Genomic DNA, 25678 nt, shown 5'->3' with positions numbered 1-25678 from the left:
GGTGCGACGGCGGATACGGGGAATGCGGTGTCATACAGGACACCCTCTCCGGAACTCCTGCCCCACCGCGAGACGTTTTCGGCGTGCGCCCGATACGGTCGGCAGGCCCCGGCCCGCACCGAAGCCGCACCGGACCCCCGAAGCCGAATCAGACCCCGAAGCCGCACCGGACCCCGCACCCGTACCCGTACCCGGCCCCGCACCCGTACCCCAGGAGCACCGCGAGATGACCACCGCCTCCACCCGCCGCAGCGACCGGAGGGTCAGCCCCGTCTTCCTCGGGATCGTGGCCGTCACCGCCGTCTCCGGCTGGGCCGCCTGGACCGGGTACGCCAACCAGCCCGGGTTCGCCGTCTTCCTGTTCGTCACGGCCGCCTGGATCGTCTCGCTCTGCCTGCACGAGTACGCGCACGCGCGTACCGCCCTGCACAGCGGGGACATCTCGATCGGCGCCAAGGGCTATCTCACGCTCAACCCGCTGAAGTACACGCACGCGCTGCTGAGCATCGTGCTTCCGGTGCTCTTCGTGATCATGGGCGGCATCGGTCTGCCGGGTGGCGCGGTCTTCATCGAGCGCGGCCGGATCCAGGGCCGCTGGAAGCACAGCCTGATCTCGGCGGCGGGCCCGCTGACGAACGTGCTGTTCGCGATCGTGTGCACCGCCCCGTTCTGGCTGCACGCACTGGACGGCGTCCCGGCGACCTTCCGGTACGCCCTGGCGTTCCTGGCGCTGCTCCAGGTCACGGCGGCGATCCTGAACTTCCTGCCCGTCCCTGGCCTCGACGGGTACGGAGTGATCGAGCCCTGGCTGTCGTACGGGGTGAAGCGGCAGATGGAGCCGTTCGCGCCGTTCGGGCTGCTCGCCGTGTTCGCGGTGCTGTGGATCCCCGAGGTGAACATCTGGTTCTTCGACGCCATCCACGCACTGCTGCGGGGCATCGGCGTCGGCGAGGTGGACTCCTACTGCGGGCTGAACCTCTACCGCTTCTGGAAGGAGACCAACCCGGGGTGCGTCTAGCGGGTGACCGGCCCGGCCGACTGGGCGGCGCGGAGCTTCGCGCGGCGGACGTAGTACCAGGTCATGTTGGAGGAGAGGCCCACGAGCAGCACCCAGACGACGCCGAGCAGCCAGCTGCCCTGGACGAACGAGATCACGGCCGCGGCCAGGGAGAGCGCGCAGACCGCGAGGGTGTAGAGGGCGAGGCGGGGCATCGGTTCGGCTCCTGTCGGGGGGACACTGACTGTGCTCCCAGTGTCCCCCAGACCCGAACGTGCCGGCCCCTCACCCCGTACCGCGCCTTGCCCACACCTTGCAGTACTACCCGGTACTAGACGTCCGTGACGCGCAGGCCCGCGTGCGCCTTGTAGCGGCGGTTGACGGAGATCAGGTTGGCGACGAGCGACTCGACCTGGTGGGCGTTGCGGAGCCGGCCCGCGAAGACTCCGCGCATACCGGGGATCCGGGCGGCGAGCGCCTGGACGAGGTCGGTGTCGGCGCGGGTCTCGCCGAGCACCATCACATCGGTGTCGATCTCCTCGACGGACGCGTCCTGGAGCAGCACGGCGGACAGATGGTGGAAGGCGGCCGTGACCCGGGAATCGGGGAGCAGCGCGGCGGCCTGTTCGGCGGCGCTGCCCTCCTCGGGCTTGAGCGCGTAGGCGCCCTTCTTATCGAAGCCGAGCGGGTTGACACAGTCGACGACGAGCTTGCCCGCGAGGTCCTCGCGGAGCGCTTCGAGAGTCTTGGCGTGCCCGTCCCACGGGACGGCGACGATGACGATGTCGCTGCGGCGGGCGCACTCGGCGTTGTCGGCGCCCTCGACGCCGAGGCCCAGCTCGTCGGCGGCCGTCCGCGCGCGCTCGGCGGCGCGGGATCCGATGATCACCTTCTGGCCGGCGCGGGCCAGCCGGTAGGCGAGGCCACGGCCCTGGTCCCCGGTGCCGCCGAGAACACCGACGACGAGCCCGGACACGTCGGGAAGGTCCCACGGATCCTTGGCGGGGGCCTGCTGCGGGCGGTCGGAAGCGGAGGAAGAAGTCATACGGCGACTTTACGTTCCGTGGGGTCGGTACGGCGTAGCGGAGACGAGTGGTCACCGTCACGTGGGCGGGCTCGGCAGGTCGTGCCCAGGTCACGCCTTGAGGCTGCCGTCCGCCAACCCCCCGCGCCAGTACCGCTGAAGGACGCCCATGAGCACCATCAGCGGGACGACGGAGAGCAGCGCGCCGCCCACCGTGTACTGGTAGAGCACGGGTTGCCGGTCCGCGTAGCCGAGCCACTGGGTGAGGCCGAGCTGGATCGGGTACAGCGTGGAGTCGTTGAGCATCACCAACGGCAGGAAGAAGTTGTTCCAGATATGTACGAACTGGAACAGGAAGACGGTGACGAGCGCCGGGCTCATCAGGCGCAGCACCAGGCCGCCGAAGATCCGCCCCTCGCCCGCGCCGTCGAGCCGGGCGGCCTCCAGGAGCGACGTGGGGACGGCGGCGTCCGCGTAGATCCGGCACAGATAGACCCCGAAGGGGCTGACGACGCTCGGGATCAGCACCGCCGCGTAGCTGTCCGCGAGGCCGACGGCGGCGAACAGGAAGTAGAGCGGGAGCGCCAGCGCGGTGGCCGGTACGAGGACGCCCGCGAGGACGACGTTGAGGACGGCGGCGCGCCCGGGGAAGCGGAAGGCGGCGAGGGCGTATCCGGCGGCGGCGGAAAGGAGCGTGGCGAGGACGGCTCCGGCGCCCGCGTACAGCAGGGAGTTGGCGAACCAGCGGACGAAGACGCCGTCCTGGTACGTCAGTACGGCCCGCAGATACGTCAGCGGATGCGGGTCGTGGAACCAGAGGCCGAAGCTGCCGAACAGTCCGGGGGTGTCCTTGGTGGCGGAGACGGCGAGCCAGTAGACGGGGACGAGGAAGTAGACGGCGGCGACGGCGAGTGCGGCGGCGGTCAGGATCCGGTACCGGGCGGCGGGGCGGGTGGCCTGGGCGGGGGTCGGGGTGGTCATCGGGTGGCGTCCTTCCGGCCGCCGGTGAGCTTCAGGAAGCCGAAGCTGAGCAGGCAGGCGACGCAGGCGAGGAGGACCGCCTCGGCGGCGGCGAGATACGGGTTGTCGGCGGTGAACGCCTGGTTGTAGGCGTGCAGGTTGGGCGTGTAGCCGGAGTCGATGGTGTGCGTGAGGGGCCGCAGGACCATCGGTTCGGCGAAGAGTTGCAGGGTGCCGATGATGCTGAAGACGGCGGTCAGGACGAGCGCGGGCCGGATCAGCGGAAGCTTGACGTGCCGGGCGATCTGCCAGGCGTTCGCGCCGTCGATGCGGGCGGCCTCGTACAACTCGGTGGGGACGGCCTTGAGTTGGGCGATCAGGACGAGCATGTTGTAGCCGGTGTACTGCCAGGTGACGATGTTGGCGATCGACCACAGGGTGGTGTGCGGGCCGAGGAAGTCGAGGTGCCATCCGATGCCGTCGGCGATCTGTACGAAGGGGCTGATCCCGGGCACGTACAGGAAGCCCCAGAGGATCGAGGCGATCACTCCGGGGATGCCGTACGGGAGGAAGTAGGCCGTACGGAAGAAGCCGATCCAGCGGGCACTCGCGGCGTCCAGGAGCAGGGCGAGCCCGGCGGCGAGCAGCATCATCACCGGGATCTGGACGGCGCCGAAGAGCAGGACCCGGCCGAAGCCGGTGAGGAACGACGGGTCCTGGAGCGCGCGGGTGTAGTTCGCGAGCCCGGCGAAGACCTCCCGGCTGCCGCCGAGCCCGAGCGGTCCGGACCGCTCGACCCGTAGCAGCGACTGGTAGGCGGCGTACGCGAGCGGGGCCAGGTAGCAGAGCGCGAAGAGGGCGAGAAAGGGGCCGAGGAACAGGGCGGCGGTGCGGGTGTCGCGGCGGGTGCGGGGGGTGGTTCGGGGGCGGGTGCGCGGGCCGGGGGCGAGGGGGTCGGCGGGTTCCCCGGCGGGTTCGTCACGGGGAAGGGTCTCGGTGTCGGTCATGCGGTGTCCGCCTTGAGTCCCTTGGCCCGTAGGTCGGTGACGGTCTGCCGCTGGACCGTGCGGAGGGCGTCGCGGAAGGTGCCGTCGCCGTCGAGCGCGGCGGTGAGGGCGTCGCCGAGCTGCTGGTAGAGGAGGTCGGTCGCGGGGCCCCAGCGCCAACTGGTGTCGACGGCCGCGGCGGACTTCCGGAACACGGCCGCGTAGTCCTGCCCGCCGAAGAAGTCCCGGCGGCTCTCCAGGGCGGCCGGTGGGTAGGCGCCGGGTGCGCCGGGGAAGCCGATGCCGCCCTCGATCAGGAGCCGTACGGACGCGGGGTCCGCGTTGAGCCAGAGGGCGAAGGCGAGGGCGTCACGGGGGTAGCGGCAGGCGGCGAAGACGGCGGTGGACGAACCGCCCCAGTTGGCACCGGCGTTGGCGCGCGCGGACCATTGCGGCAGCGGGGCGACGCGCCACTTGCCGGCCGTCTTCGGGGCGTTGCCCGCGAGCAGGGCGTCGCCCCAACTGGCCCCGAGCCAAGAGGTCATGGCGCCGCTCTGGATGTCCTTGTACCACTCGTTCTGCCGGTCCGGCACGGTCTTGACCAGCTTCCCGCGGACCAGGTTCTCCCAGAAGTCGGCGACCCGGCGGGTGGGTTCGTCATCGAGCGAGACGATCCAGGTGTCGCCCTCGGTACGGATCCAGCGGGCCCCGGCCTGCCAGGCGTACGCGGCGAACCGGTTGCCGTTGGTCGCGGCGAACGTCTCGATCCAGGCGCCGCGCTTCCTGATCGCACGCGCGGCGGACTCGTACGCGTCCCAGGTGGCGGGCACCGGCACCTCCCAGGCGTCGAACAGGTCCTGGCGGACGAAGAGCCCCATCGGGCCGGAGTCCTGCGGCACCGCGTACACGGCGCCCGCGTAGACGGACTGCTGCCAGAGCCAGCCCTCGAATCTGCCCCGGTCGCGGGCGGCGCCGTACCGGGTGAGGTGGGTGAGTCCCTGGTCGAGGAGGAAGCTGGGCACGACGGAGTACTCGATCTGGCCGAGGTCCGGTGGGCGGCCCGCCTTCACGGCGGCGCGCATCTTCGCGTACTGCGCGCCGCCCACGGCGGACACCTTCTCCAACTCGACCCGTACGTCCGGATTCTGACGGTTCCACAGATCGACCGAGCGGCCGATGCCGGGCACCCAGGACCAGAAGCTGAGCGTGATCTTCTTGCCGGGGGCGCGGGCGGGCCGCTGTTCGGCGCCGTTGTCCCGGCCGCCGCCGCAGCCACCGGCGGTGAGGGCGAGCCCGGTCGCCGCCGCCGACGCGAGGGCGGCCCTGCGGCCGGGACGGCGGCTCACGCCAGATCCGCCACGGGGATCCTGCGGAAGGTGAGGGTCTCGTACGCGCTGAAGTCGCCCGTCTCGTAGAGCAGTCCGACGGTCCTCTCGTCCACGCGGACGAGGTCGGAGTACGCGGCGGGCAGACCGTCGACCGTGTACGCGGATGCCCAGGTGGTGCCGCCGTCGGTACTGCGGCGCAGGGTCATCAGGGCGCGGGAGGCGGGGGCCGCGGGGCCGGAGTAGAGGAGCACGTCGGGTGCGCCGAGGTGCAGCAGGCTGCCCTGCACGACCGGTCCTGCGAGTCCCGCCTGCGGCCGGAACGGCTTGACGAGGGTGGCGCCGCCGTCCGTGGAGTGGGCGTCGGCGCGGGTGCCGGGCGACGGTGAGTCGGTACGGGTGTTGAAGTACAGCCGCCCGTCGGGGAGTTCGGCGACGGTGGTCTCGTTGGCGTTGACGTATCCCTCGGGGTGGTCGTCCACGTATCCGATGCGCCAGGTGGTGCCGTGGTCGTCGCTGAGGAGGCTGTGGCCGCCGTAGTAGCGGCCCTCGGTGCCGGTATCGGTGTCGGTGCCAGTGTCGGTGTCGGTGGGTGGCAGCGAGTGGTTGGCGGGGACGACGACGCGGCCGGTGGTGAGCTGGAGGGCGTGGCCGGGGGTGGTGGCGTACCAGCGCCAGCCGGTCCGCTTGACGCGGTCGGTGATCTCGCGGGCCTCGGACCAGGTGAGCCCGGCGTCGTCGCTGTGCTTCACCCAGACGCGGCGTCCGTCGGCCGCCGGGACGGTGCCGCGCCGGATGGCGTCCTCGGTGGCGGTCGCCCTGTTGCGGACGTGGACCAGCAGGACGCGGCCGGTGTCGAGGACGACGGGGGCCGGATTGCCCGCGAGGTCGTGGCCGTTGCGGGCGACGACCTGGAGCGGGCCCCAGGTCCGGCCGCCGTCCAAGGACCGCTTGAGGACGATGTCGATGTCACCGGCGTCGGAGCGGGACGAGACACGGCCTTCGCAGAAGGCGAGTACGAGGCGTCGGTCGTCGGCGGTGGTGGGGTCGGTGGTGGCTACGACGGCGGGGATACGGAAGCTGGCGTAGCCCTCTTGTCCGGCGCGGAAGGGCACGGAGATGTCGGGTACGGGCTCGGATACGCGGTCGGATACAGGGTCGGGTACGGGTTCCTCGCTCGGCATGCGGTCCCCCATGATCATCAGAGGTAGGACGTCCCTTGTCCTCTGCGTGACCCTAGGGAGCGCCCAGGGCGGCGTCAAGGCACGGCACGGGCCGGTTCGTACACGTCCCCAGCCCGGGGGAATTCCCGGTGAACTCCACCTGACGAACCGTCCGACTGAGGCAGGATGCGGGGCCATGGACGCCGTACGGGTTGCACTGCTGCGGGAAGTACTCGCCGGAACCGAGTGGCTGGGGGCGACACGCCGCTTCGCGGGCACCCTGCGCTCGTCCGTCGTGCCGCACGGGGGCGGGCTGTTGCTGGTGGGTACCCAGGCGTACGAGCCGTGGCATCTGGCCGCCCATCTGGTGGACGAGGCCGCGTGGTCGGGGACACCGGAGCTGACGCCGACGCTGGTGCGCCATCAGGTGCCGGCCGAGGGGGCGGCGGCACATCTGGCGGTCGGGCTCGGCCGGATCGAGGCGGCGCGGCGGGGCGAGACCCTGCTCGTGATCGCCCCGGACGCACCCGGGGACGCCCTGTTGGAACGGGTCCACGACGCACGGCGGGCCGGGGCGACGGTACTGGCCCTGGACACCGGGGACCGGGACCTGCACTCCCTGGCCCACGAGGCGCTGGCCGCGCCGGCCGGACCGGAACTGTCGCTGGACACCGTGCAGCATCTGGTGAGTGCGGCGGCGGGCGAGAACAGCCTGCCCGCCGCGCGGGGGCGGCACCGGTTCCGTGACCGCCTGTCCCGACTGGCGGACCAGCTCACCACGCCACCGCCGGTGCGGTGGTAGTGACCGGGGGTTGGGCACCGCCGGATCGCACCACGGGCCGACTCGCCGCCGCGACGGAGAAAACAGGGGCAGGCCGCCCCTCGCCCCGACTAGGCCGGTTCGGCACCGCCGGAACGCGCCGCGGGGCGACCCGCCGTCGCGGCGGGAAAAGACAGGAGCGGGGCTGCCCCCGGTGGGGTTGGTGCGGGGGAAATTGGTTGTTGATGGGGTGGGGGGCGGGGGAGTATCTCGGGCTGTGAGTGGTGTGGGTGGGGAAGTCGAGGGTGGGACGTCGGGGGGTACCGGTGAACCCCCGTCCCCGGAGCGGCAGCGGTACCGCGTGCTGCCCGATCTGTCGCCGTTGCGGTCGACGCCGGACTTCCGGTTGCTGTGGGTCCAGGGGTTCGTCACGTACTGCGGCAGTGCCATGGCGATGGTCGCGCTGCCGTTGCAGATCAAGCACCTCACCGACTCACCGCTCGCCGTGGGCGCGATGGGTGCGGTGGAACTCGTACCGCTGGTGGTGTTCGGTCTGTACGGCGGCGCCCTCGCCGACGCCGTGGACCGCCGCAAGGTCATCATCGGTACGGAGGCCGCCCTCGGCGCGCTGGCCGTCGTCCTCCTGGTGAACGCCCTTCTCCCGTCGCCCCTGCTCTGGCCCCTGTACCTCGTCGCGGCCGGCGTCTCCGCACTCACCGGGCTCCAACGCCCCGCGCTGGACGCCCTGGTGGCCCGTATCGTCCCGCACGACCAGCTGACGGCCGCCGCCGCGCTCACCTCGCTGCGCTGGCAGGCGGGCGAGATCGCGGGTCCGTCGCTCGCGGGACTCGTGGTGGCGTTCGCGGGCAGCGCGACGGCGTACGGGGTCACCGCCGTCACGTTCACCGTGTCGGTGGTCATGTGCCTGCGCCTCGCCCCCGCTCCCCCGGCGCACGACGCGCCGAAACCGTCGCTGCGGGGCCTGGCGGAGGGCGCCCGGTACGCCTGGTCGCGGCCGGTGCTCCTTGGCACGTACGCGATCGATCTGGCGGCGATGTTCCTGGCGTTCCCGCACACGATCTTCCCGTTCCTCGCGGACGAGTTGGACGCGACCTGGTCCCTCGGCCTGATGTACGCGGCCGGGGCGGTCGGTTCGGCGGCGGTCGGCCTCACCAGTGGCTGGGCGTCCCGGGTACGCAGGCACGGGCTCCTGGTCGTGTTCGGCGCCATGACCTGGGGGCTGGCCATCGCGGCGGCGGGACGGCTCGACCAGGTGTGGCCGGTACTGGTGTGTCTGGCGGTGGCCGGGGCCGGGGACATGGTCAGCGGGCTGGGGCGCAGCACGATCTGGAACCAGACCATTCCCGACGAGTTGCGGGGGCGGCTGGCCGGTATCGAGGTGCTGTCGTACAGCGTGGGACCGCAGTTGGGGCAGGTACGGGCCGGCGCCATGGCCGGATGGACCGGAACGCGGACGGCGATCTGGTCAGGCGGGGTGGTGTGCGTGGGGGCCGTGGTGATACTCGCCGGCCTCTTGCCACGCCTACTGACCTACAACGCCGACAAAGACCCGGACACCCAACGCAACCGAGCCGCACGGGACGACCGGTAACCCCTTGACCTCCGGCATTCCCACCCACCCGCCCCAACGGACGGCCACCGACACATTGGGCACGGCAGGGAGGGCCTCACCTCCGGCGGGCGGCGACCTCAGGGCGCCCAACATGCCGGGGCCCGCACGACAGGGCGGGTGGGTGGGAAGAAGCGGGGCGCCAGGGGTCACCGGGCCGTGAGTGGCAGCGCGGCGGCAGGCCCACCGGGCGACTGTCCTGCGGTGGCCGACATGCCAGTGCCCGCCCGTCAGGGCGGGTGGGTGGGATGTGCCGGGGGGAGATTCCGCCGCCCAACCCCCGGGGGGCTACTTGTCGTCCGGCGCCGGGTCGTGCCACCGAGGGTCCGTTTCCCATTCGAGGTTGCGCTCAGCCGCCGTGTCCATGGCGTGCTGCGCCTCCTCCCGTGAGGCATACGGTCCGAATCGGTCCTTGGCCGGACAGTCCGGGCCTTCCTCGACCTTCTGATGGACCAGGCAGTAGAACCATTCGCCCGGCTTCCCGACCGTCCGCTTCTTGAACAGGGCCATCACGGGCTCCTCACCCTCGGCAACCGGTACCTACAGCGGCCATGCTGCCCCATCCCGGCTGGCTACACTCGCTGGCATGTCTGGCCAGTCACTGCTCGCACCAGGGCACCTCTCCCCTCCCCGCGCCGTCCCGGGCACCATCGTCCGGCCCGAATACGTCGGCAAGGCCGCCCCGACCCCGTACACCGGGCCGGAGATCCAGGACGCCGAGACGATCGAGCGGATGCGGATCGCGGGCGGTATCGCCGCACGGGCGATGGCCGAGGCCGCGAAGATCATCGCCCCCGGGGTCACCACGGACGAACTCGACGAGGTCGCGCACACCTATATGTGCGACCACGGCGCCTACCCGTCCACGCTCGGCTACCGCGGTTTCCCGAAGTCGCTGTGCACCTCGCTGAACGAGGTCATCTGCCACGGCATCCCCGACTCCACGGTGCTGCGGGACGGCGACATCATCAACCTGGACGTGACCGCGTACATCGGCGGAGTGCACGGCGACAACAACGCGACGTACCTCGTCGGTGACGTCGACGAGGAGTCCCGCCTCCTCGTGGAGCGGACCCGTGAGTCCCTGAACCGCGCCATCAAGGCGGTCAGGCCCGGCCGGCAGATCAACATCATCGGCCGGGTCATCGAGTCGTACGCGAAGAGGTTCGGGTACGGGGTGGTGCGGGACTTCACCGGGCACGGGATCAACTCGTCGTTCCACTCGGGCCTGATCGTGCCGCACTACGACAGTCCGCAGGCGACGACGGTGATCCAGCCGGGGATGACGTTCACGATCGAGCCGATGCTGACGCTGGGGTCGTACGAGTACGACATGTGGGACGACGGATGGACCGTCGTCACGAAGGACCGGCGACGGACGGCCCAGTTCGAACACACGCTCGTCGTCACGGACACCGGAACCGAGATCCTGACCCTGCCGTAGCACCCCGAAACAGCATCGATCGCAAGGCCCGCCCTTTCCCGGGCGGGCCTTCTCCATTCCGGGTACTCTTTTACCGACAGGATGTCGGGAAGCTGTTGACTTAGGTTAGCCTAACCATAGATGATCGGGGTGGCTCTCGACCCCCTCGGCACCCGGAGGCCCCATGGACACGACGCCGTTCTCGACGCTCATCCGCACCGCGTCCCATGACGCGCACACCGAGGCGGAGACCTCGACGTTCATGAGCGACCTGCTCGGCGGGAAACTCGGCGTGGCGGCGTATGCCCGCTACACCGAGCAACTGTGGTTCGTCTACCGCGCGTTGGAGGACAGAGCGGAGAGCCTGCGGGACGACCCGGTCGCCGGCCCCTTCGTGCGGCCCGAGTTGCTGCGGCTCGCCGCCCTGGAGCGGGATCTCGCCCATCTGCGCGGACCGTCCTGGCGTACGGGACTGACGCCGCTGCCCGCGACGGAGGCGTACGCGGGCCGGGTCGAGGAGTGCGCACGGGAGTGGCCGGCCGGCTATGTGGCCCACCACTACACGCGCTATCTCGGTGACCTGTCCGGCGGGCAGATCATCCGGGACAAGGCGGAGCGGACCTGGGGCTTCACGCGCAAGGGCGACGGCGTCCGGTTCTACGTCTTCGAGGAGATCACCAACCCGGCGGCGTTCAAGCGGGGTTATCGCGAACTCCTCGACCAGGTGCGGGCCGACGAGCTGGAGCAGCAGCGGATCGTGGCCGAGTGCAAGCGGGCCTTCGCCCTGAACACGGCCGTGTTCCAGGCCCTGGGCCAGGAGTTCCCGCTCACCGCTTAGCAGCGCACCGTACGGTCACCTGGCCGTACGGTCACATGGGGAGCGGGGCGCCCGCCTGGGTCAGGTCGACCCGGCCGCCCAGCTCCACCCATCCCTCCGGCTGCGGTGCCGTGAGCAGTTGGGAGCCCTTGCCCTGGCGGATGTTGAGGGCGCGACCGAGTGCGGCGGTGAGGAGGAGGGCGGCGGCTCCGGTCGCCTCGTCCTCGTCGATGCCGTCGCCTCGGCCGGGGAACCCCCGGGCCCGTACGCGACCCGCCGCCTCGTCCTCCCAGGCCCAGGCGTAGAGCCACTCCCCCGGCGGCGGTACGACGAGCGCGTCGACGTCGAACGCCGAGGCGTACTGGCGCAGGGTGCGCGGGGGCGCCCACTCGGGCCGGGCCTCGATCCAGCAGAACTCGCCGTCCTGCCGTGCGCCCACCGGGCCTGCGGGGGTGACGAGTTCGGGCACGTCAAGGAGCCAGGCGGTGCCGACACAAGGGTGTCCGGCGAAGGGCAGCCGCAGGGTGGGCGTGTAGATGTCGATCACGCCGCGCTCGGGGTCGTCCACGAACACGGTTTCGCTGAAGCCCAGTTTCCGGGCGATGGCCTGGCGGCCCGCCCGCCCGGGGACCACGGCGCCGTCGCGTACGACGCCCAGTTCATTGCCGTGGCGTCCGTCGGGCCCGAGGAACACCCGCAACACGTCGAGTTGATTCACCCGCCCATTGAAGCGCGAGAGCCCGGACCCCGCACACACACGCTGTGGTACGTCTGCGACGCCGCGTACCACCGCGTGCCAAGATCCCCGGCGTGCTGTGGACGCCGGACGGCGCCGTGGGCGCACGCCCCCTGATCCTCATGGGACACGGTGGTGGCCGGCACAAGTCGGCCCCGGGCATGGTGGCCCGAGCGCGTCGCTACGCGGCCGAGTGCGGTTTCGCGGTGGCGGCCGTCGACGCGCCCGCCCATGGCGAGCGGCCGAGAAGCGCGGAACACGACCGGATCATCGCGGAGATGCGGACCCACGCGCAGACCGGAAAGGACGCGACATCGGTGGTCGCCGCCTTCCACGCGCTCCTCGCCGATCAGGCCGTCCTGGAATGGCGGGCGGTCCTGGCCGCGCTCCAGGAACTCGACCATGTCGGCGCGGGCCCGGTGGGCTTCTGGGGGGTGTCGATGGGCTGCGCGCTCGGTGTTCCGTTCATCGCGTCCGAGCCCCGAGTCCGCGCGGTGGTACTGGGGTTGAGCGGGGTGCCGACCTCGGCCGAGGCCGCCGCGCGGATCACCGTCCCGTTGGAGTTCCTGGTGCAGTGGGACGACGAGAGGGTGCCACGGGAGGCGAGTCTCGGGCTGTTCGACGCGTTCGCCTCGCCCGAGAAGACGTTGCACGCCAACCCCGGTAAGCACGCGGAGGTGCCGGCGTTCGAGCTGGACAGCTCGCTGAGGTTCTTCGCCCGGCACCTGGGCTGACGGTCCCGGGAGCGGCGACGCGCTGATCGGGATCCACTCCCGATCAGCGCGTCCGACACCGCGAAGGGGCCCGGCCCAAGGGCCTCGGCCGTCAGACCTCGTTGATGTCCGGGCGGCGACGGCGGACGGACAGGAACACCGCTGCTCCCGCCGCCACCACCGCCCCCGCGCCGGCCAGCAGGGCGCCGGAGGGGAGTCCGGCGCCCGTCGACGCGAGGGAGCCCGAGCCACCCACGGAACCGCCCACCGAGCCGCCGCCGCTGGATCCGCCGGACCCGGAACCTCCCGTACCGCCCGAGCCGCCCGAACCACCCGGCAGGACCGCGTCCTTCGAGAGGGCGAGCGCGACCGTCACCGGATCGATGGCCTGGCCCTCCTTGTACAGGGACCCGGTCGTGTCGTTCGCGAACTGCTCCGCGCCTTCCGCCGTGAAGGCCGCCGGCACCTTGTCCAGAAGCACCACGTCGTCCTTGGCCATGTACGACGCCTTCGACAGATCGAGCGTGGCGAACGGCACGTCCTCGTTGGTGCCCTTGGCCGTCTTGACGTCCACGATCAGCGTGCCCTTCGACCCGGACGCCTCGATCTTCACGTCACCGAACGTCATGTCGATGCCGTGCCCGCTGTACAGGAACCGCGCGCTGCCGTCGAAGGACGCGCTGAGCTTCCTCGCGTCGGAGTCCAAGTCGGCCTTGGCGTACGGGAAGTCGAAGCCGTCGCCGTTGTCCTTGGCGCCGCCCGCGAGCTGGATCTCGCCGCCGGTCCTGATGTACGTACGGAAGGACTCCTTCACGCCCCAGGCGAGGGTGCCGCCCACCACCGCGCCGGGCGCGGGGCTCTGGGTACCGCTGGTGTCCGTCGGGGACGGATCCCCGCTCGGCGTCCCGCCGGACGGGCTCGTGCTGGGGCCCGGGGTCGGGCTCGTCGAGGGCGAGGTGGACGGAGATGTCGACGGGGACGTCGACGGGCTCGTGCTGGGCGATCCCGAACTGTCCGACGCGGGCGTCACCGTGAGCGTCGCCGGGTCGAGCGCGGCCCCCGCCTGGTAGAAGTTCTGGAACGCGGTGGATCCGGCGGCCGTCAGCTTGGCGGGGATGTCCTTGAACACCATCGCGCCGCCCGCGCCCGAACCGGGTCTGATCCCCGTGAGGTCGAGGTCGGCGATGACGAGGTCGTTCTGTGTGGTCGGCGTGCCGTCCTTGACGGTGGTCACGTCCGACGAGATCGTCCCGGTGGTCCCGGACGTGGTGACCTTCAGATCGGACAGTTTGATGTCAAGGACGCCCTCGTGGCCCTCGAAGCGCACACTCCCCTTGAACCGGGTGTCCGTGCCGTGGGTGCCCGTGTCATAGCTGCCGGTGCCGTCCGAGAAGGTGAACGGCCCGTTGCCGGTGGCCTGTTCGGCGCCGTCCGCGACCGTGATCTTCCCGTGCGCGACGGGCGACAGGAGGTACTTGCGGAAGGACTCCTTGAACCCCCAGTCCAGCGTGCCGTCCTTGAGGCCGATCTGCGGGGCGCCGGCCGCCGCGGGGGCCGCGAAGGCCGGCAGGGCGAGTGCGGTGGCACCGAGGGTCACGGCCGTCGCGGCGGCGACCGCGAGGGCTGTCGGGCGGCGGGTAGCTGCCATGGTCGTCGTTCTCCTTGAGATGTCTTGAGACGTAAGGGATGAGGGAGGGGGACGCGGGACCGACTCCCGGTCTCAGTCCGCGGTCCCGGCGTCCGCGTCCCTGGTGCGCCGGGCGCGGAGCACGCCGAACGCGGCTCCGGCCGCCAGCAGTACGCCCGCGCCGGCGACGAAGGGCAGAACCGGCACGGACGACGTGTCCGTGGCGGACGCGGCCTCCTGGGGTTTCGCGGCCGGTTCGGTGGTCTTCGTGGGGCCGGGTGACGGGTCGCTGCCCAGGTCGGGCAGTGCCGGAAGGGTGGCGTCGGGTTCGAGGGCCACCGCCAGCGACACCGGGTCCATCGCGGTGCCCGCGCGGTACATCCCGCCGAACGCCTCGGCGCCCCGGGCGGTGAGTTCGGCCGGTGCCTCGACGACGGTGACCAGACCGTCCGTCGTTTTCAGGCCACCGGTGTCGAAGGTGACCAACGGCACCTTCTTCCCGCTGAACTCCTTACTCACGACATCCGCGTAAAGCGTGCCCCGGTCGCCCTTCGTGGTGACGGCGACCTTGCTGAACGCGAGGTCGAGCCCCTGCTCGCCGGTGAAGCGGACCGTCCCGGCGAAGCGCGCGTCGAGCGTCTTGTTCCGGTACGTGCCCTCGCCCTGCGGGAAGCGGAAGAGGGCGCCGCCGTCCTGGGCGCCGGCCGTGAGGGTCCACTTGCCGTCGGCGATGGACCCGGTGACGTATTCGCGGAAGGTGCGGCGCACACCCCAGTCGACGGCCGCGTCCTCGATACGCCCGGCCGACTCCTTCGGTTTCGGCTCCGGCTTCTCCTCCTTCGGTGACGGCGAGGGCGACTTCGCGCCTTGTCGTACGTCGGCCGAGAGGCTGATCGGGTCGAGCGGGGTGCCCGCCGTGTAGTACCCGGCGAACGCCTTGGCGCCCTGGGCGGTGAGCGTGGCGGGGATGCCGTTGAGGGCGACGGGGGTGGTGCCGCCCTTCATGTTCACACCGGAGAGGTTGAGCGCGGCGAGCGGCACCTGGCCGGTCGTGGTGACCTTGCCGCTGCCCTTCTCCTTGCTGACCATGTCGGCGTACAGCGTCCCCGTACCGCCCGAGATGCGGACGGTGGGACGGCCGATGGTGAGGTCGAGTTCGTAGCCGCCGGCCTTCTTGTGTCCGACGAAGCGCACCGCCCCGGAGAATCCGGCGCGGAGGGCGCCGGTGTCCGGGTCGTAGGCGCCGGTCGCGGAGTGGAAGCGGAACTGGCTTCCGCCGACGGTGGCGGCGCCGCCCTGGAGGGTGAAACTCCCCTGGGCCACCGGGCCGGTGACATAGCTCTGGAACGAGGACTTGATCCCCCAGTCGAGCCGTCCCCCGCTCACCGTGCGGTCCGCCGCCTGTGCGGTCGTCGCGGGGAGCGCGAGGGCTCCCACGAGAGTCGCGCACGCCAGGGTGGCGGCGGTTCTGACCCCTCTTGCGGACAGCATCGGTCCCCCCTCGGGCCTGGTCAATAAGGTAAGGCTAACCTAAACTACTCTCGGACCTGGCCGGAACCCTTCGGCCACCGGAACCTCGACCGGCACCTCAAGCGGCACCTCAACCAGCACGACAGGACGGTGAATTCGTGCGCATCCCACGACCGGCCGGCGTCCTCGCGGCCGTTCTCGCCCTGGCCCTCACCGGCTGCGGCGGCGCTCAGGACGGTGCGGGAGGGAAGGCCAGGACGCAGGCCGGGACGGAGTCGGCGCGGGCCGCCGCAGACCGCGTCGAACCCCTCGCCGAGACACCGGAGCCGAAGCTTCCGGTCACCGTCGACTCGGCGGACGGGCCCCGGGTGAAGGTCACCGACACCAGCCGGATCGTGCCGCTCACGGGCAGCCTCAACGAGATCGTCTTCACCCTCGGACTCGGCCGGAACGTCGTCGCGCGGGACATCACCGCCACCTTCGAACAGGCCGCGGACCTGCCCGTGGTGACCCGCGCGCACGACGTGTCCGCCGAGAGCGTGCTCTCACTGCGGCCCACCGTCGTACTCGCCGACACCACCACGGGACCGGCCGAGGCGATCGACCAGATACGGGACGCGGGCATCCCGCTCGTCGTCCTGGAACCGGTGAAGAGCCTCGCCGACGTGGAGCCCCGGATCACCGCGGTCGCGCGGACACTCGGCGTTCCCGACGCGGGCACCGCCCTCGTCTCCCGTACCGAGCAGCGGATCGCGCAGGCCAAGGCGGCGATCCCCGCGCACGCGGACCGGCCACGCGTCGCCTTCCTGTACGTACGCGGCTCGGCCTCCGTGTATCTGCTCGGCGGCCGTGACTCCGGGGCGAGTTCGCTCCTGGAGGCGGCCGGGGCCGTCGACGCGGGCAAGGCGTCCGGCCTGGAGAAGGACTTCACGGCGATCACCAGCGAGGCCCTGGCGAAAGCGGCGCCCGACGCGATCCTCGTGATGGCCAAGGGGCTCGACTCCGTCGGCGGTGTCGAAGGGCTGGTGAAGATCCCGGGCGTCGCCGAGACCCCGGCGGGCGCGGACCGCCGCGTCGTCTCCATCGAGGACGGCGTCCTGCTCAACTACGGCCCACGCACCGACGAGGTCCTCACCACGCTGGTCGAGCAGTTGTACGGGAACTCCGGTGAGGGCGAGGGACGTTGACCACTCTGACCGGCCCCACCGAAACCACCGCCCCGGACGAACCTCCGCCGCCCCCGACCGCGACCCCGACCACCCCATCGCGTAAGCGCCGCACCGCTGTCCCGCTGACCGCCGCCCTCGTCGTCGCGCTCGCCGTCGTCGCCCTGGTGTCCGCCGGCACGGGCGCGTACCACATCCCGCTGGGCGACGTCCTGTCCTCCGTGCAGCACCGGACGGGTCTCGGCGGGCAGGCCCTGGACCGGGTCGGCGAGAGCGTCCTGTGGAACGTACGGTTCCCCCGGGTCGTGCTCGCCCTGCTCGTCGGGGCGTCACTGGGCTGCGCGGGCGCCCTGATGCAGGGCGTGTTCGGCAATCCGCTCGCCGAGCCCGGGATCATCGGGATCTCGGCCGGCGCGGCGGTCGGCGCGGTCTCGGCGATCGCGTTCGGGCTGACCTTCCTCGGCAACTGGACGGTGACGGCCGCCGCGTTCGTCGCGGGCCTGGTGACCGTCCTGCTCGTCTATGTGCTGTCGCGGGCCGGCGGCCGTACCGAGGTCGTCACGCTGATCCTCACCGGAATCGCCGTGAACGCCTTCGCGGGCGCCCTCATCGGACTCGCGATCTTCTTCGCGGACAACGCCCAGATCACTCAGATCACCTTCTGGCAGCTCGGCTCCCTCGCCCAGGCGACCTGGCCGAAAGTGCTCGCCGTGCTGCCCTGCGCGGCCCTCGGACTGCTCGTCGCGCCCTTGTCCGCACGGAAGTTGGACCTGCTGGCCCTCGGTGAACGCCCGGCGCGGCACCTCGGTGTGGACGTCGAGCGGCTGCGGATCACCCTGATCCTCGTCGTCGCGCTGCTCACCGCCGCGGCGGTGGCGGTCGCCGGGATCATCACCTTCGTCGGACTGCTCGTACCGCATCTGCTGCGGATGGCCACAGGACCCGGGCACCGCTTCCTGGTGCCGGGCAGCGCGCTCGGCGGCGCGCTCGTCCTGGTCGGCGCCGACCTCGCGGCCCGTACCGTGGCCGCGCCCGCCGAGCTGCCGCTCGGCGTGCTCACCGCCCTGTTCGGCAGCCCGTTCTTCTTCTGGCTGCTGCGCAGGACCCGTCGCAGGCAAGGAGGTTGGGCATGACGGACACCGGGCGCTCCGCTGGAGGACCGGTGCCGAACTGCGGGCCGTCGGTGGCTGGTCGCGCCGTTCCCCGCGCCCCTCGCGGGGCGCTGTGCCGCACCGGACCTTCCGGAAAGGGAGGCTGAGCATGACAGTGCGAAAAATGCGGGCCGTCGGTGGCTGGTCGCACCGTTCCCCGCGCCCCTCGCGGGGCGCTGTGCCGCATCGGACCTGCCGGACCCGGTTCGGTGTACGGACCCGGACGCTGCCGGAACCGTTCGCGCCAGGGGACATCGTCGCCGGGACACGGCGGCTGACGGTCCGTCTGGGTACCCGTAGCGTGCTGCGGGGCGTCGACGTGGCCGCGCGTGCCGGTGAGGTGCTGGCCCTCGTCGGGCCCAACGGCGCCGGGAAGTCCACGCTGTTGTCCGCGCTCGCCGCCGATCTGCCGCCCACCGACGGCACCGTGCACATCGCGGGCCGCGCCGCCGCCGACTGGACGGCGGCCGAACTCGCGCTGCGCCGTGCGGTGTTGCCGCAGTCCGCGGCGCTGTCGTTCCCGTTCCCGGTCGAGGACGTCGTGCGGATGGGGCGGGCGCCCTGGGCGGGCACGCCCCGCGAGGACGAGGACGACCCGGCCGTGCGCGCCGCGATGGCCGCGACGGAGGTCACCGACTTCGCCGACCGCCCCTTCCCGGCGCTCAGCGGCGGTGAACGCGCCCGGGTCGCACTGGCCCGCGTCCTGGCCCAACGCGCCCCGCTGCTGCTCCTCGACGAGCCGACCGCCGCGCTCGATCTGCGCCATCAAGAACTGGTGCTGCGGATCTGCCGTGAGCGGGCCGCCGCCGGGGACGCGGTCGTCGTCGTCCTGCACGACCTGGGCCTGGCCGCCGCCTACGCGGACCGGGTCGCCGTCCTGCACGACGGGGAGATCGCCGCCGAGGGTCCGCCGGCCGAGGTGTTCACGGGCGACTCGCTGAGCACGGTCTACCACCACCGGATCGAGATCCTGCCCCACCCCCGCACCGGCGCCCTGCTGATCGTCCCGGAACGGGACCACGGACCGCACCCCAGTGAAGATCGCGACTTGACCATCCCTTGACTCACCCATGGATTCCCTTTGGTTCGACCGTGATGTGGTCGTTTCCCCTGGGATTCCTTGAGAGGTGAATCACGTAGGCGGTGAAGACGAGGAAGGTAAGCCTCGGATAAGTTAGGCCAGCCTCACCTCGTACGAGCCGTGCGAGCGGGCGATTCGTCGCCGCACCTTGTCTGTCGTTGACCCCTCTTGTTGACCCTCTTTTGGAGCCCGTATGCGAGCCGTCCGACTCTCTGTCGTCACCGCCGCCGCCACCGTGGCCGCTCTGACCGCCGTCACGGGCTGCACCGAGAAGAGCGACGCCAAGGGCGGCGACCGCGTGATCAGCGTGACCGCCACCGACGACAAGTGCGACGTCTCCACAAAGGAGTTCCCGGCCGGACACGTCGAACTGACCGTGGAGAACAAGGGCTCCAAGGTCACCGAGGTCTATGTCCTGTTCCCGGACGACCGCATCGTCACCGAGCGCGAGAACATCGGCCCCGGAACCAAGCAGACGCTCACGGCCGAGATCAAGGCCGGTGCGTACGAGATCGCGTGCAAGCCCGGGATGAAGGGCGACGGCATCCGGCAGAAGGTCACCGCGACCGGCGGCAAGGCCGCCCAGCGCGACCCCCGGCTCGACGCGGCCGTCGCGGAGTACCGCAAGTACGCGCAGGAGCAGGCCGACGCGACCCTGCCGAAGGCCAAGGAGTTCGCGGACGCGGTCAAGGCGGGCGACATCGAGGCCGCCAAGAAGGCGTACGCCACCTCGCGGATCGGCTGGGAGCGCACCGAGCCCGTCGCCGAGTCCTTCGGGGACATCGACCCCAAGGTCGACATCCGTGAGGACGGCCTGGAGGACGGTCAGGACCCGGTGAAGGACTGGACGGGCTGGCACCGTCTGGAGAAGTCCCTGTGGGCGGACAAGAAGATCACCCAGCGCGAGAAGGACCTCGCCGATCAGCTCATCACCGACCTCACCGACTGGCAGAAGCGGGTCGGCACGGCCGAGATCACCCCGACCTCGATGGCCAACGGCGCCAAGGAACTCCTCGACGAGGTCGCCACCGGCAAGGTCACCGGCGAGGAGGAGCGCTACTCGCACACCGACCTGGTCGACTTCAAGGGCAATGTCGAGGGCGCCCAGAAGTCGTACGAGCTGCTGAAGCCGGTCGCCGCCGAGAACGACCCGGCGCTGACGAAGGAACTCGACAAGCAGTTCGCCGCCCTGAACACGCTGCTCGACAAGTACCGCAAGGACACCGCCTCGTACGACTTCACTTCGTACGAGAAGGTCGGCAAGGCGGACCGCAAGGAGCTGTCCGACGCGGTGAACGCGCTCGCCGAGCCGCTCTCCAAGCTCGCCGCCGCCGTCGTCACCAAGTAGGGGCGGGGGAACAGTCATGCCTGACATGACCGACAGCACCACCGGCACTGACAGCACCACCGACACCGGAACCTCCGGCGACAGCACCGGAACCTCTGGCCCCGCGCGACGGGTGCTGCTCGGCTGGGGTGGCGCGGGGCTCGCGCTGGGCGCCGCGGCGGCCGGCGGGGCCGTCGCCGTGGTGCGCGGCGACGACACGGCACCGGTCGCCGAGAGCGGCGCCGCCGTGCCGTTCCACGGCGCCGTGCAGGCCGGGATCGCCACCGCCGTGCAGGACCGGCTGCACTTCGCGGCGTTCGACGTGAAGACCGAGGACCGCGCGGAGTTCGTCCAGCTCCTCAAGGACTGGACGCGGGCCGCCGAGCGGATGGCCGCGGGGCACCCGGTCGGCGAGGGCGCGTACGGCGGGCTCGCCGAGGCGCCGCCGGACGACACCGGCGAGGCGCTGGGGCTCAAACCGTCCCGGCTGACCCTCACCATCGGCTTCGGGCCTTCCCTCTTCGACCGGTTCGGGCTGCGCGAGCAGCGGCCCGAGGCCCTGGTCGACCTGCCGAAGTTCCCCGGCGACAATCTCGACGCGCACCGCAGTGACGGCGACCTCTGCGTCCAGGCGTGCGCGGACGACCCGCAGGTCGCGGTGCACGCCATCCGCAATCTGGCCCGGATCGGGTTCGGCAAGGTCGCCGTCCGCTGGTCCCAACTCGGCTTCGGCAAGACCTCGTCGACGACGCCGGACGCGCAGACGCCGCGCAATCTGATGGGCTTCAAGGACGGCACCCGCAACATCGCGGGCACCGAGACCGACCGCCTGGACGAGCATGTGTGGGTGAGTGAGCGGGACGGTCCGGACTGGATGGCGGGCGGCTCGTATCTGGTGGCGCGGCGAATCCGGATGAACGTCGAGACCTGGGACCGCGCCTCGCTAGGCGAGCAGGAGGACGTCTTCGGCCGCGACAAGGGCGAGGGCGCCCCGGTCGGTAAGGCGAAGGAGCGGGACGAGCCGTTTCTGAAGGCGATGAAGCCCGACGCGCATGTCCGGCTCGCGCACCCCGACACCAACGGCGGCGCGACGATCCTGCGCCGCGGCTACTCGTTCACGGACGGCACGGACGGGCTCGGCCGGCTCGACGCGGGCCTGTTCTTCCTCGCGTACCAGCGTGATGTGCGCGAGGGGTTCATCCCGGTACAGCGGAGCCTGGCGCGTGCGGACGCGCTCAACGCGTACATCCAGCACGTGGGTTCGGCGGTCTTCGCGATCCCGCCGGGTGTCCGGGACGCGGACGACTGGTGGGGCCGCGCACTGTTCGCCTGACCGGACATCACGAACCGCCCTGTCGGACACGACGGACCGACCGGGCACCACAGAGCCATCGGCAAAGGCCGCGGAACCATCGGCAACGGCCGGAGGGAAGAGAATGTTCGCCAACTATCTGATCGGGCTGCGTGAGGGCCTGGAGGCCAGCCTGGTCGTCTGCATCCTGGTCGCCTATCTCGTCAAGACGGATCACCGGGCGGCCCTGCGGCCGATCTGGATCGGCGTCTCGGTGGCGGTCCTCCTCTCGCTCGGCTTCGGCTTCGCGCTGGAGTTCGGCTCGCAGGAGATGACCTTCAAGGCCAAGGAGGCGCTGGGCGGTTCGCTGTCCATCATCGCCGTGGCACTGGTGACGCTGATGGTCTTCTGGATGCGCCGTACAGCACGGCATCTGAAGAAGGAACTGCACGGCAAGCTCGACTCGGCCCTGCTGATGGGGACGGGCGCGCTGGTGGCGACCGCGTTCCTCGCGGTGGGCCGGGAGGGCCTGGAGACCTCGCTGTTCGTCTGGACGTCGATCCACGCGGCGGGTTCCGAGAACGGCACCTTCGAGCCGATGCTCGGCGCCTTCCTCGGCCTCGGCACTGCGGTGCTCCTGGGCTGGCTGTTCTACCGGGGCGCGCTCCGTATCAACCTGGCGAAGTTCTTCACCTGGACCGGCGGCATGCTGGTCGTCGTCGCGGCCGGCGTCCTCGCGTACGGGCTGCACGACCTCCAGGAAGCCGACATCGTGCCGGGCCTGACCAGCAGGGCGTTCGACATCAGTACGACCATTCCGCCGGACAGTTGGTACGGGACGCTGCTGAAGGGTGTGTTCAACTTCCAGCCCGATCCGACCGTCCTTCAGGTCACGGTGTGGGCGCTGTACTTGATCCCGACGCTCGCCCTGTTCTTCGCCCCGGTAGGGTTCGGGGCCGGGAACGGGAAGGCGAAGGGGCCCGATGGAGAAGCGGTACAGGGTGAGCCGGCCGTTCGCGACGGCGGCGGCGCTGACGGTGCTGTCGCTGACGGCGAGCGGGTGCGTGACGGTGCACGGGGAGCGGGAGGTGCTGCCGGCCGCGACCAAGGCTGAGGCGGCCCGCGCCCTGAAGGACTTCACCGCCGCCTACAACGCGGCGGACAAGGCGCTGGACCCGGCCCTGGACGCGGACCGGGTGACCGGCCCGCTGAGCGCCATCAACCAGGCCGGGCTCAAGGCGCGCCGGGCGAGCAACCCGGACGGCAATCCGAACCATGTGCCGCTGACGCTGACGGACGCCCGGTTCACGATTCCGAAGCAGGCGGGCTGGCCCAAGTTCTTCGTGGCGGACACCGATTCGAACCGGGACCGGGACGACGACCCGAAGCTGGACAACCGCTGGGTCCTGGTGTTCCTCCGCAGCGGTCCGGACGCGGTGTGGGAGGCCGCGTATCTGACGGTGATGGCACCGGACAAGGTGCCGGAGTTCCGGCTCGACAAGGACGGTCTGGCCCGTCCGGTGGCGGCGGACTCCCCCGAGCTGTCGCTCGCGCCCAAGGACCTGAGCCAGGCGTACGCGACGTATCTGGAGGACGGCGGCGACGCGTTCGCGCCGGGTACGCACACCTCGGCGTGGCGTGAGCAGCGGCTGAAGAGCGCGAGCCGGCCGGGTCTGGCGAAGCAGTACGTGGACCAGCCGATGACGTCCGGCGCGTACGCCCCGCTGGCGCTGCGCACCAAGGATGGCGGGGCGCTGGTCTTCTTCTCGACGCACCATTTCGAGAAGCAGACCGCGTCGAAGGGCCTGAACCTCGCCATCGGCCCCGATGTGAAGGCGCTGATGACGGGCGACGCGAAGCAGTCGGTGACCCTGGAACGCGTCTCGAACCAAGCAGTCCTGGACCCGACCCGCACGGCGACGGACCCGAAGGTCCAGTTCCTCAGCAGGATCCAGGGCTTGACCGGAGCGAAGGGCGAATAGCCCCCGTTGTCCGGACACGCCCCCGTCGCCTGTTCGGGAGCGGGGCAGTCATCGTGTCCGGACAGTGTTCGGGCGGGAACAGAGTCCGAGGCTCAGCAGGCTAGGGACGTAGCTCCTGCGTACAGCACTTCACGCTCCCTCCTCCCTTCAGAAGTTCCGAGAGGTCCATCGCCACCGGAGTGAACCCCCGCTCCCTGAGCGGATCGAGCAACCCCCACGCCGCCTGTGGCAACAGCACGTTGAGGCCGTCCGACACCGCGTTGAGGCCCAGCGCCGCCGCGTCGGCCTCGGTCGCGATCAGCGCGTCGGGGAAGAGCCGTTCCAGCACGGCCCGGCTGCCCGGTGAGAAGGCGCCGGGGTAGTACATGACCTCGTCGGCGGCGTCGTCGAGGACGGCGAGCGCCGTGTCGAGGTGGTAGTAGCGCGGATCGACCAGGTCGAGCCCGATCACCGGGCGTCCGAAGAACTCCTGGGCCTCCCCGTGCGACAGCGGACTGGCACGGAAGCCGCGCCCCGCGAGGACATAGGAGGCGGTGACGGCGAAGTCGCCCTCGCCCTCGTTGATGTGCAGCGGTTCATGGATCTCGTCGTAGTCGTGGGCGCGGAACCAGTCCAGATGCGCCTCGGCCTCGGCCTCGCGCTCCGCGTAGGCGAACCGGGCGCCGAGCACCCGCCCGTCCACGACGGTCGCGCCGTTCGCGGCATAGACCATGTCGGGCAGTCCCGCCCGGGGAACGAGTTCCTCGACGGTGTGACCGAGCGAGCGATAACGGTCACGGAGATCCTCCCACTGGGCCACCGCCAGCGGGACGTCGACCGGTTTCGCGGGGTCCATCCAGGGGTTGATGGAGTAGGTGACCTTGAAGTGTGCCGGTGAGCACATGAGATAACGCCGGGGTGTGGCGCGGCGACCAAGCAGACCAGGCAATGAGGGCTCCTCACGACCGCAGGATCAGATACTGCCCATGGTGGGGTCAGTCGCTGCCATGGTGCGCCTTGAGGAGCCCTCACCGCAGTGAACCGAACGGGTGGTTGTGTGATCGCCCGTCCGCGGACACTCACGATTCACCGGTTGTCGCGCGGCCCTCCTTCAGTTTGCGCAGCAGTTCCCGCTTCTGCGCCTGTGGATCGAGACCCACACCGACCGGGCCGCCACGGCCACCGCCGCGCAGCGCCTTGCGGGACATTTTGCTGCGGGTACCCCCGACCCCCAGCATGTTTCCGGCTCCGCCCTTGCTCATACGCCGTCACCTCCATGACTCGGACCTGCACTCGTACCTGCCACTCGGAACCACTATGGACGAGACGTATCGTCTCACTCAACCTCTTTTTCCGGCACCCCTCCCAAGACGTTCCGTCTCGCCCAGCGGTACATTCCCCGCATGACGAGAGACACCAGAGACACCGGCGACACCACGGACCGGAAGTCCGACGGCCGCAAGCCCCCGCCCGACGCCGGCCGCCGCAGCGAACGCTCCCGCCGCGCCATCTACGACGCGGCCCTCTCCCTCGTCGCCGACGCGGGGTACCAGAAGACCACCATCGAGGGCATCGCCGCCCGCGCCGGAGTCGGCAAGCAGACCATCTACCGCTGGTGGTCGTCGAAGGCCGAGGTACTGCTCGAAGCGTTCCTCGACCTCCAGGACCAGGCCGCCGAGGCCGCGGGCGGCACCCCGTTCACGTTCCCGGACACCGGCGACCTGGCGGCCGACCTCAAGCTCGTCCTGCGGGCCACCGTGGACGAACTCCTCGACCCCAAGTTCGAGGAACCGAGCCGCGCGCTGGCCGCCGAAGGCGTCGTCAACGCCCAGCTGGGCGCCGAGTTCGTCACCAAGCTCCTGGAGCCCCAGCTCCAGCTCTACGTCGATCGGCTGCGCTCCGCCCAGGCGGCCGGCGACGTCCGCGCCGACATCGACCCGCGCATCGCCCTCGAACTCGTCGTCGCACCGCTCGCGCAACGCTGGCTCCAGCACAGCGGCCCCATCAGCCACGCCTACACCGACACCCTCGTCGACTACGCCCTGAGCGGCCTGACCCCGCGCTGAGCCC

Annotated in this window: 26 protein-coding genes; 14 read left to right on the top strand and 12 right to left on the bottom strand. The window is 70.9% G+C overall.

What is annotated here, in order from left to right; all coding sequences use genetic code 11:
- The first annotated feature begins 226 nt into the window (after nt 1–226).
- On the top strand, nt 227–1018 hold the full coding sequence (locus tag ACFVT5_RS35405; RefSeq protein WP_389896708.1) for a site-2 protease family protein: 792 nt from the start codon (nt 227–229) through the stop codon (nt 1016–1018).
- On the opposite strand, the gene ACFVT5_RS35400 is transcribed toward ACFVT5_RS35405, so the two are convergent.
- From ACFVT5_RS35400 to ACFVT5_RS35375, 6 genes are all read right to left on the bottom strand, one after another.
- Nucleotides 1015–1212: a hypothetical protein gene (locus ACFVT5_RS35400; protein WP_389896706.1), complete on the bottom strand. Its 198-nt coding sequence runs from the start codon at nt 1210–1212 to the stop codon at nt 1015–1017. The two genes, ACFVT5_RS35405 and ACFVT5_RS35400, sit on opposite strands and share 4 nt — an antisense overlap.
- A 116-nt stretch (nt 1213–1328) precedes the next feature.
- Complete coding sequence (gene npdG / locus ACFVT5_RS35395) at nt 1329–2042, bottom strand: NADPH-dependent F420 reductase (protein ID WP_389896704.1); 714 nt, start codon at nt 2040–2042, stop codon at nt 1329–1331.
- Nucleotides 2043–2132: 90 nt separating this feature from the next.
- Nucleotides 2133–3002 (bottom strand): carbohydrate ABC transporter permease, encoded by an 870-nt coding sequence (locus ACFVT5_RS35390; protein ID WP_389896702.1) that lies wholly within the window; start codon nt 3000–3002, stop codon nt 2133–2135.
- Nucleotides 2999–3988, bottom strand: coding sequence for a carbohydrate ABC transporter permease (locus ACFVT5_RS35385; RefSeq protein WP_389896700.1), 990 nt, complete (start codon nt 3986–3988; stop codon nt 2999–3001). Before ACFVT5_RS35385 ends, ACFVT5_RS35390 begins: the two co-directional genes overlap by 4 nt.
- On the bottom strand, nt 3985–5313 hold the full coding sequence (locus tag ACFVT5_RS35380; protein ID WP_389896697.1) for an ABC transporter substrate-binding protein: 1329 nt from the start codon (nt 5311–5313) through the stop codon (nt 3985–3987). Before ACFVT5_RS35380 ends, ACFVT5_RS35385 begins: the two co-directional genes overlap by 4 nt.
- Nucleotides 5310–6476, bottom strand: coding sequence for an exo-alpha-sialidase (locus ACFVT5_RS35375; protein WP_389896695.1), 1167 nt, complete (start codon nt 6474–6476; stop codon nt 5310–5312). The genes ACFVT5_RS35380 and ACFVT5_RS35375 overlap by 4 nt, the downstream gene beginning before the upstream one ends.
- Nucleotides 6477–6651: 175 nt before the next feature.
- Here ACFVT5_RS35375 and ACFVT5_RS35370 point away from each other — a divergent pair, with 175 nt between their 5' ends.
- Nucleotides 6652–7257 carry a hypothetical protein gene (locus ACFVT5_RS35370; protein WP_389896693.1) on the top strand — a complete coding sequence of 202 codons (606 nt, stop codon included), beginning with the start codon at nt 6652–6654 and terminating at the stop codon, nt 7255–7257.
- Nucleotides 7258–7576: 319 nt separating this feature from the next.
- Nucleotides 7577–8827, top strand: coding sequence for an MFS transporter (locus tag ACFVT5_RS35365; RefSeq protein WP_389896996.1), 1251 nt, complete (start codon nt 7577–7579; stop codon nt 8825–8827).
- 306 nt (nt 8828–9133) lie between these two features.
- On the opposite strand, the gene ACFVT5_RS35360 is transcribed toward ACFVT5_RS35365, so the two are convergent.
- A complete protein-coding gene (locus ACFVT5_RS35360; RefSeq protein ID WP_389896691.1) occupies nt 9134–9355 on the bottom strand; it encodes a hypothetical protein in 222 nt (73 codons plus the stop codon).
- A 76-nt stretch (nt 9356–9431) separates the two neighbouring features.
- On the opposite strand from ACFVT5_RS35360, the gene map reads away from it, so the two are divergent.
- Together map and ACFVT5_RS35350 are read left to right on the top strand one after the other, a co-directional pair.
- Entirely contained in the window at nt 9432–10289 is an 858-nt protein-coding gene (map, locus tag ACFVT5_RS35355; RefSeq protein WP_389896689.1) for a type I methionyl aminopeptidase, read from the top strand.
- Nucleotides 10290–10452: 163 nt separating this feature from the next.
- Nucleotides 10453–11106 carry a heme oxygenase (biliverdin-producing) gene (locus ACFVT5_RS35350; RefSeq protein ID WP_389896687.1) on the top strand — a complete coding sequence of 218 codons (654 nt, stop codon included), beginning with the start codon at nt 10453–10455 and terminating at the stop codon, nt 11104–11106.
- Nucleotides 11107–11137: 31 nt separating this feature from the next.
- Here the strand turns inward: ACFVT5_RS35350 and ACFVT5_RS35345 are convergent, their stop codons facing one another.
- Nucleotides 11138–11803 carry a PhzF family phenazine biosynthesis protein gene (locus ACFVT5_RS35345; protein WP_389896685.1) on the bottom strand — a complete coding sequence of 222 codons (666 nt, stop codon included), beginning with the start codon at nt 11801–11803 and terminating at the stop codon, nt 11138–11140.
- 44 nt (nt 11804–11847) lie between these two features.
- On the opposite strand from ACFVT5_RS35345, the gene ACFVT5_RS35340 reads away from it, so the two are divergent.
- Nucleotides 11848–12555 carry an alpha/beta hydrolase gene (locus ACFVT5_RS35340; protein WP_389896684.1) on the top strand — a complete coding sequence of 236 codons (708 nt, stop codon included), beginning with the start codon at nt 11848–11850 and terminating at the stop codon, nt 12553–12555.
- 91 nt (nt 12556–12646) lie between these two features.
- Here ACFVT5_RS35340 and ACFVT5_RS35335 read toward each other — a convergent pair whose 3' ends face one another.
- Nucleotides 12647–14182 (bottom strand): HtaA domain-containing protein, encoded by a 1536-nt coding sequence (locus tag ACFVT5_RS35335; protein ID WP_389896682.1) that lies wholly within the window; start codon nt 14180–14182, stop codon nt 12647–12649.
- A 72-nt stretch (nt 14183–14254) separates the two neighbouring features.
- Nucleotides 14255–15652, bottom strand: a complete 1398-nt coding sequence (locus ACFVT5_RS35330) for an HtaA domain-containing protein (RefSeq protein WP_389896680.1) — start codon at nt 15650–15652, stop codon at nt 14255–14257.
- Between the two features lie 137 nt (nt 15653–15789).
- Here ACFVT5_RS35330 and ACFVT5_RS35325 point away from each other — a divergent pair, with 137 nt between their 5' ends.
- From ACFVT5_RS35325 to ACFVT5_RS35295, 7 genes are all read left to right on the top strand, one after another.
- Entirely contained in the window at nt 15790–16818 is a 1029-nt protein-coding gene (locus tag ACFVT5_RS35325; RefSeq protein WP_389896678.1) for a hemin ABC transporter substrate-binding protein, read from the top strand.
- A 5-nt stretch (nt 16819–16823) separates the two neighbouring features.
- Nucleotides 16824–17930, top strand: coding sequence for a FecCD family ABC transporter permease (locus ACFVT5_RS35320; RefSeq protein ID WP_389896994.1), 1107 nt, complete (start codon nt 16824–16826; stop codon nt 17928–17930).
- A gap of 127 nt (nt 17931–18057) precedes the next feature.
- Complete coding sequence (locus ACFVT5_RS35315) at nt 18058–19011, top strand: heme ABC transporter ATP-binding protein (protein ID WP_389896676.1); 954 nt, start codon at nt 18058–18060, stop codon at nt 19009–19011.
- Between the two features lie 211 nt (nt 19012–19222).
- Complete coding sequence (gene efeO, locus ACFVT5_RS35310; RefSeq protein ID WP_389896674.1) at nt 19223–20377, top strand: iron uptake system protein EfeO; 1155 nt, start codon at nt 19223–19225, stop codon at nt 20375–20377.
- 25 nt (nt 20378–20402) lie between these two features.
- Nucleotides 20403–21689, top strand: coding sequence for an iron uptake transporter deferrochelatase/peroxidase subunit (gene efeB / locus ACFVT5_RS35305; RefSeq protein WP_389896991.1), 1287 nt, complete (start codon nt 20403–20405; stop codon nt 21687–21689).
- 103 nt (nt 21690–21792) lie between these two features.
- Nucleotides 21793–22761 carry an iron uptake transporter permease EfeU gene (gene efeU, locus ACFVT5_RS35300; protein WP_389896672.1) on the top strand — a complete coding sequence of 323 codons (969 nt, stop codon included), beginning with the start codon at nt 21793–21795 and terminating at the stop codon, nt 22759–22761.
- Nucleotides 22649–23629, top strand: coding sequence for a hypothetical protein (locus tag ACFVT5_RS35295; protein ID WP_389896670.1), 981 nt, complete (start codon nt 22649–22651; stop codon nt 23627–23629). Before efeU ends, ACFVT5_RS35295 begins: the two co-directional genes overlap by 113 nt.
- 100 nt (nt 23630–23729) lie before the next feature.
- Here the strand turns inward: ACFVT5_RS35295 and ddaH are convergent, their stop codons facing one another.
- The gene (gene ddaH, locus ACFVT5_RS35290) at nt 23730–24557 is read right to left on the bottom strand and encodes a dimethylargininase (RefSeq protein ID WP_389896668.1); all 828 of its coding nucleotides are present in this window, start codon (nt 24555–24557) and stop codon (nt 23730–23732) included.
- Between the two features lie 130 nt (nt 24558–24687).
- Entirely contained in the window at nt 24688–24870 is a 183-nt protein-coding gene (locus tag ACFVT5_RS35285) for a DUF6243 family protein (RefSeq protein ID WP_389896666.1), read from the bottom strand.
- Nucleotides 24871–25011: 141 nt separating this feature from the next.
- Here ACFVT5_RS35285 and ACFVT5_RS35280 point away from each other — a divergent pair, with 141 nt between their 5' ends.
- Nucleotides 25012–25674 carry a TetR/AcrR family transcriptional regulator gene (locus ACFVT5_RS35280; RefSeq protein WP_389896663.1) on the top strand — a complete coding sequence of 221 codons (663 nt, stop codon included), beginning with the start codon at nt 25012–25014 and terminating at the stop codon, nt 25672–25674.
- Nucleotides 25675–25678: the final 4 nt, after the last annotated feature.

This window comes from Streptomyces sp. NPDC058001 (assembly GCF_042886315.1).
GTDB lineage: Bacteria > Actinomycetota > Actinomycetes > Streptomycetales > Streptomycetaceae > Streptomyces.
This window is presented reverse-complemented; position numbering and strand designations above follow the sequence as displayed.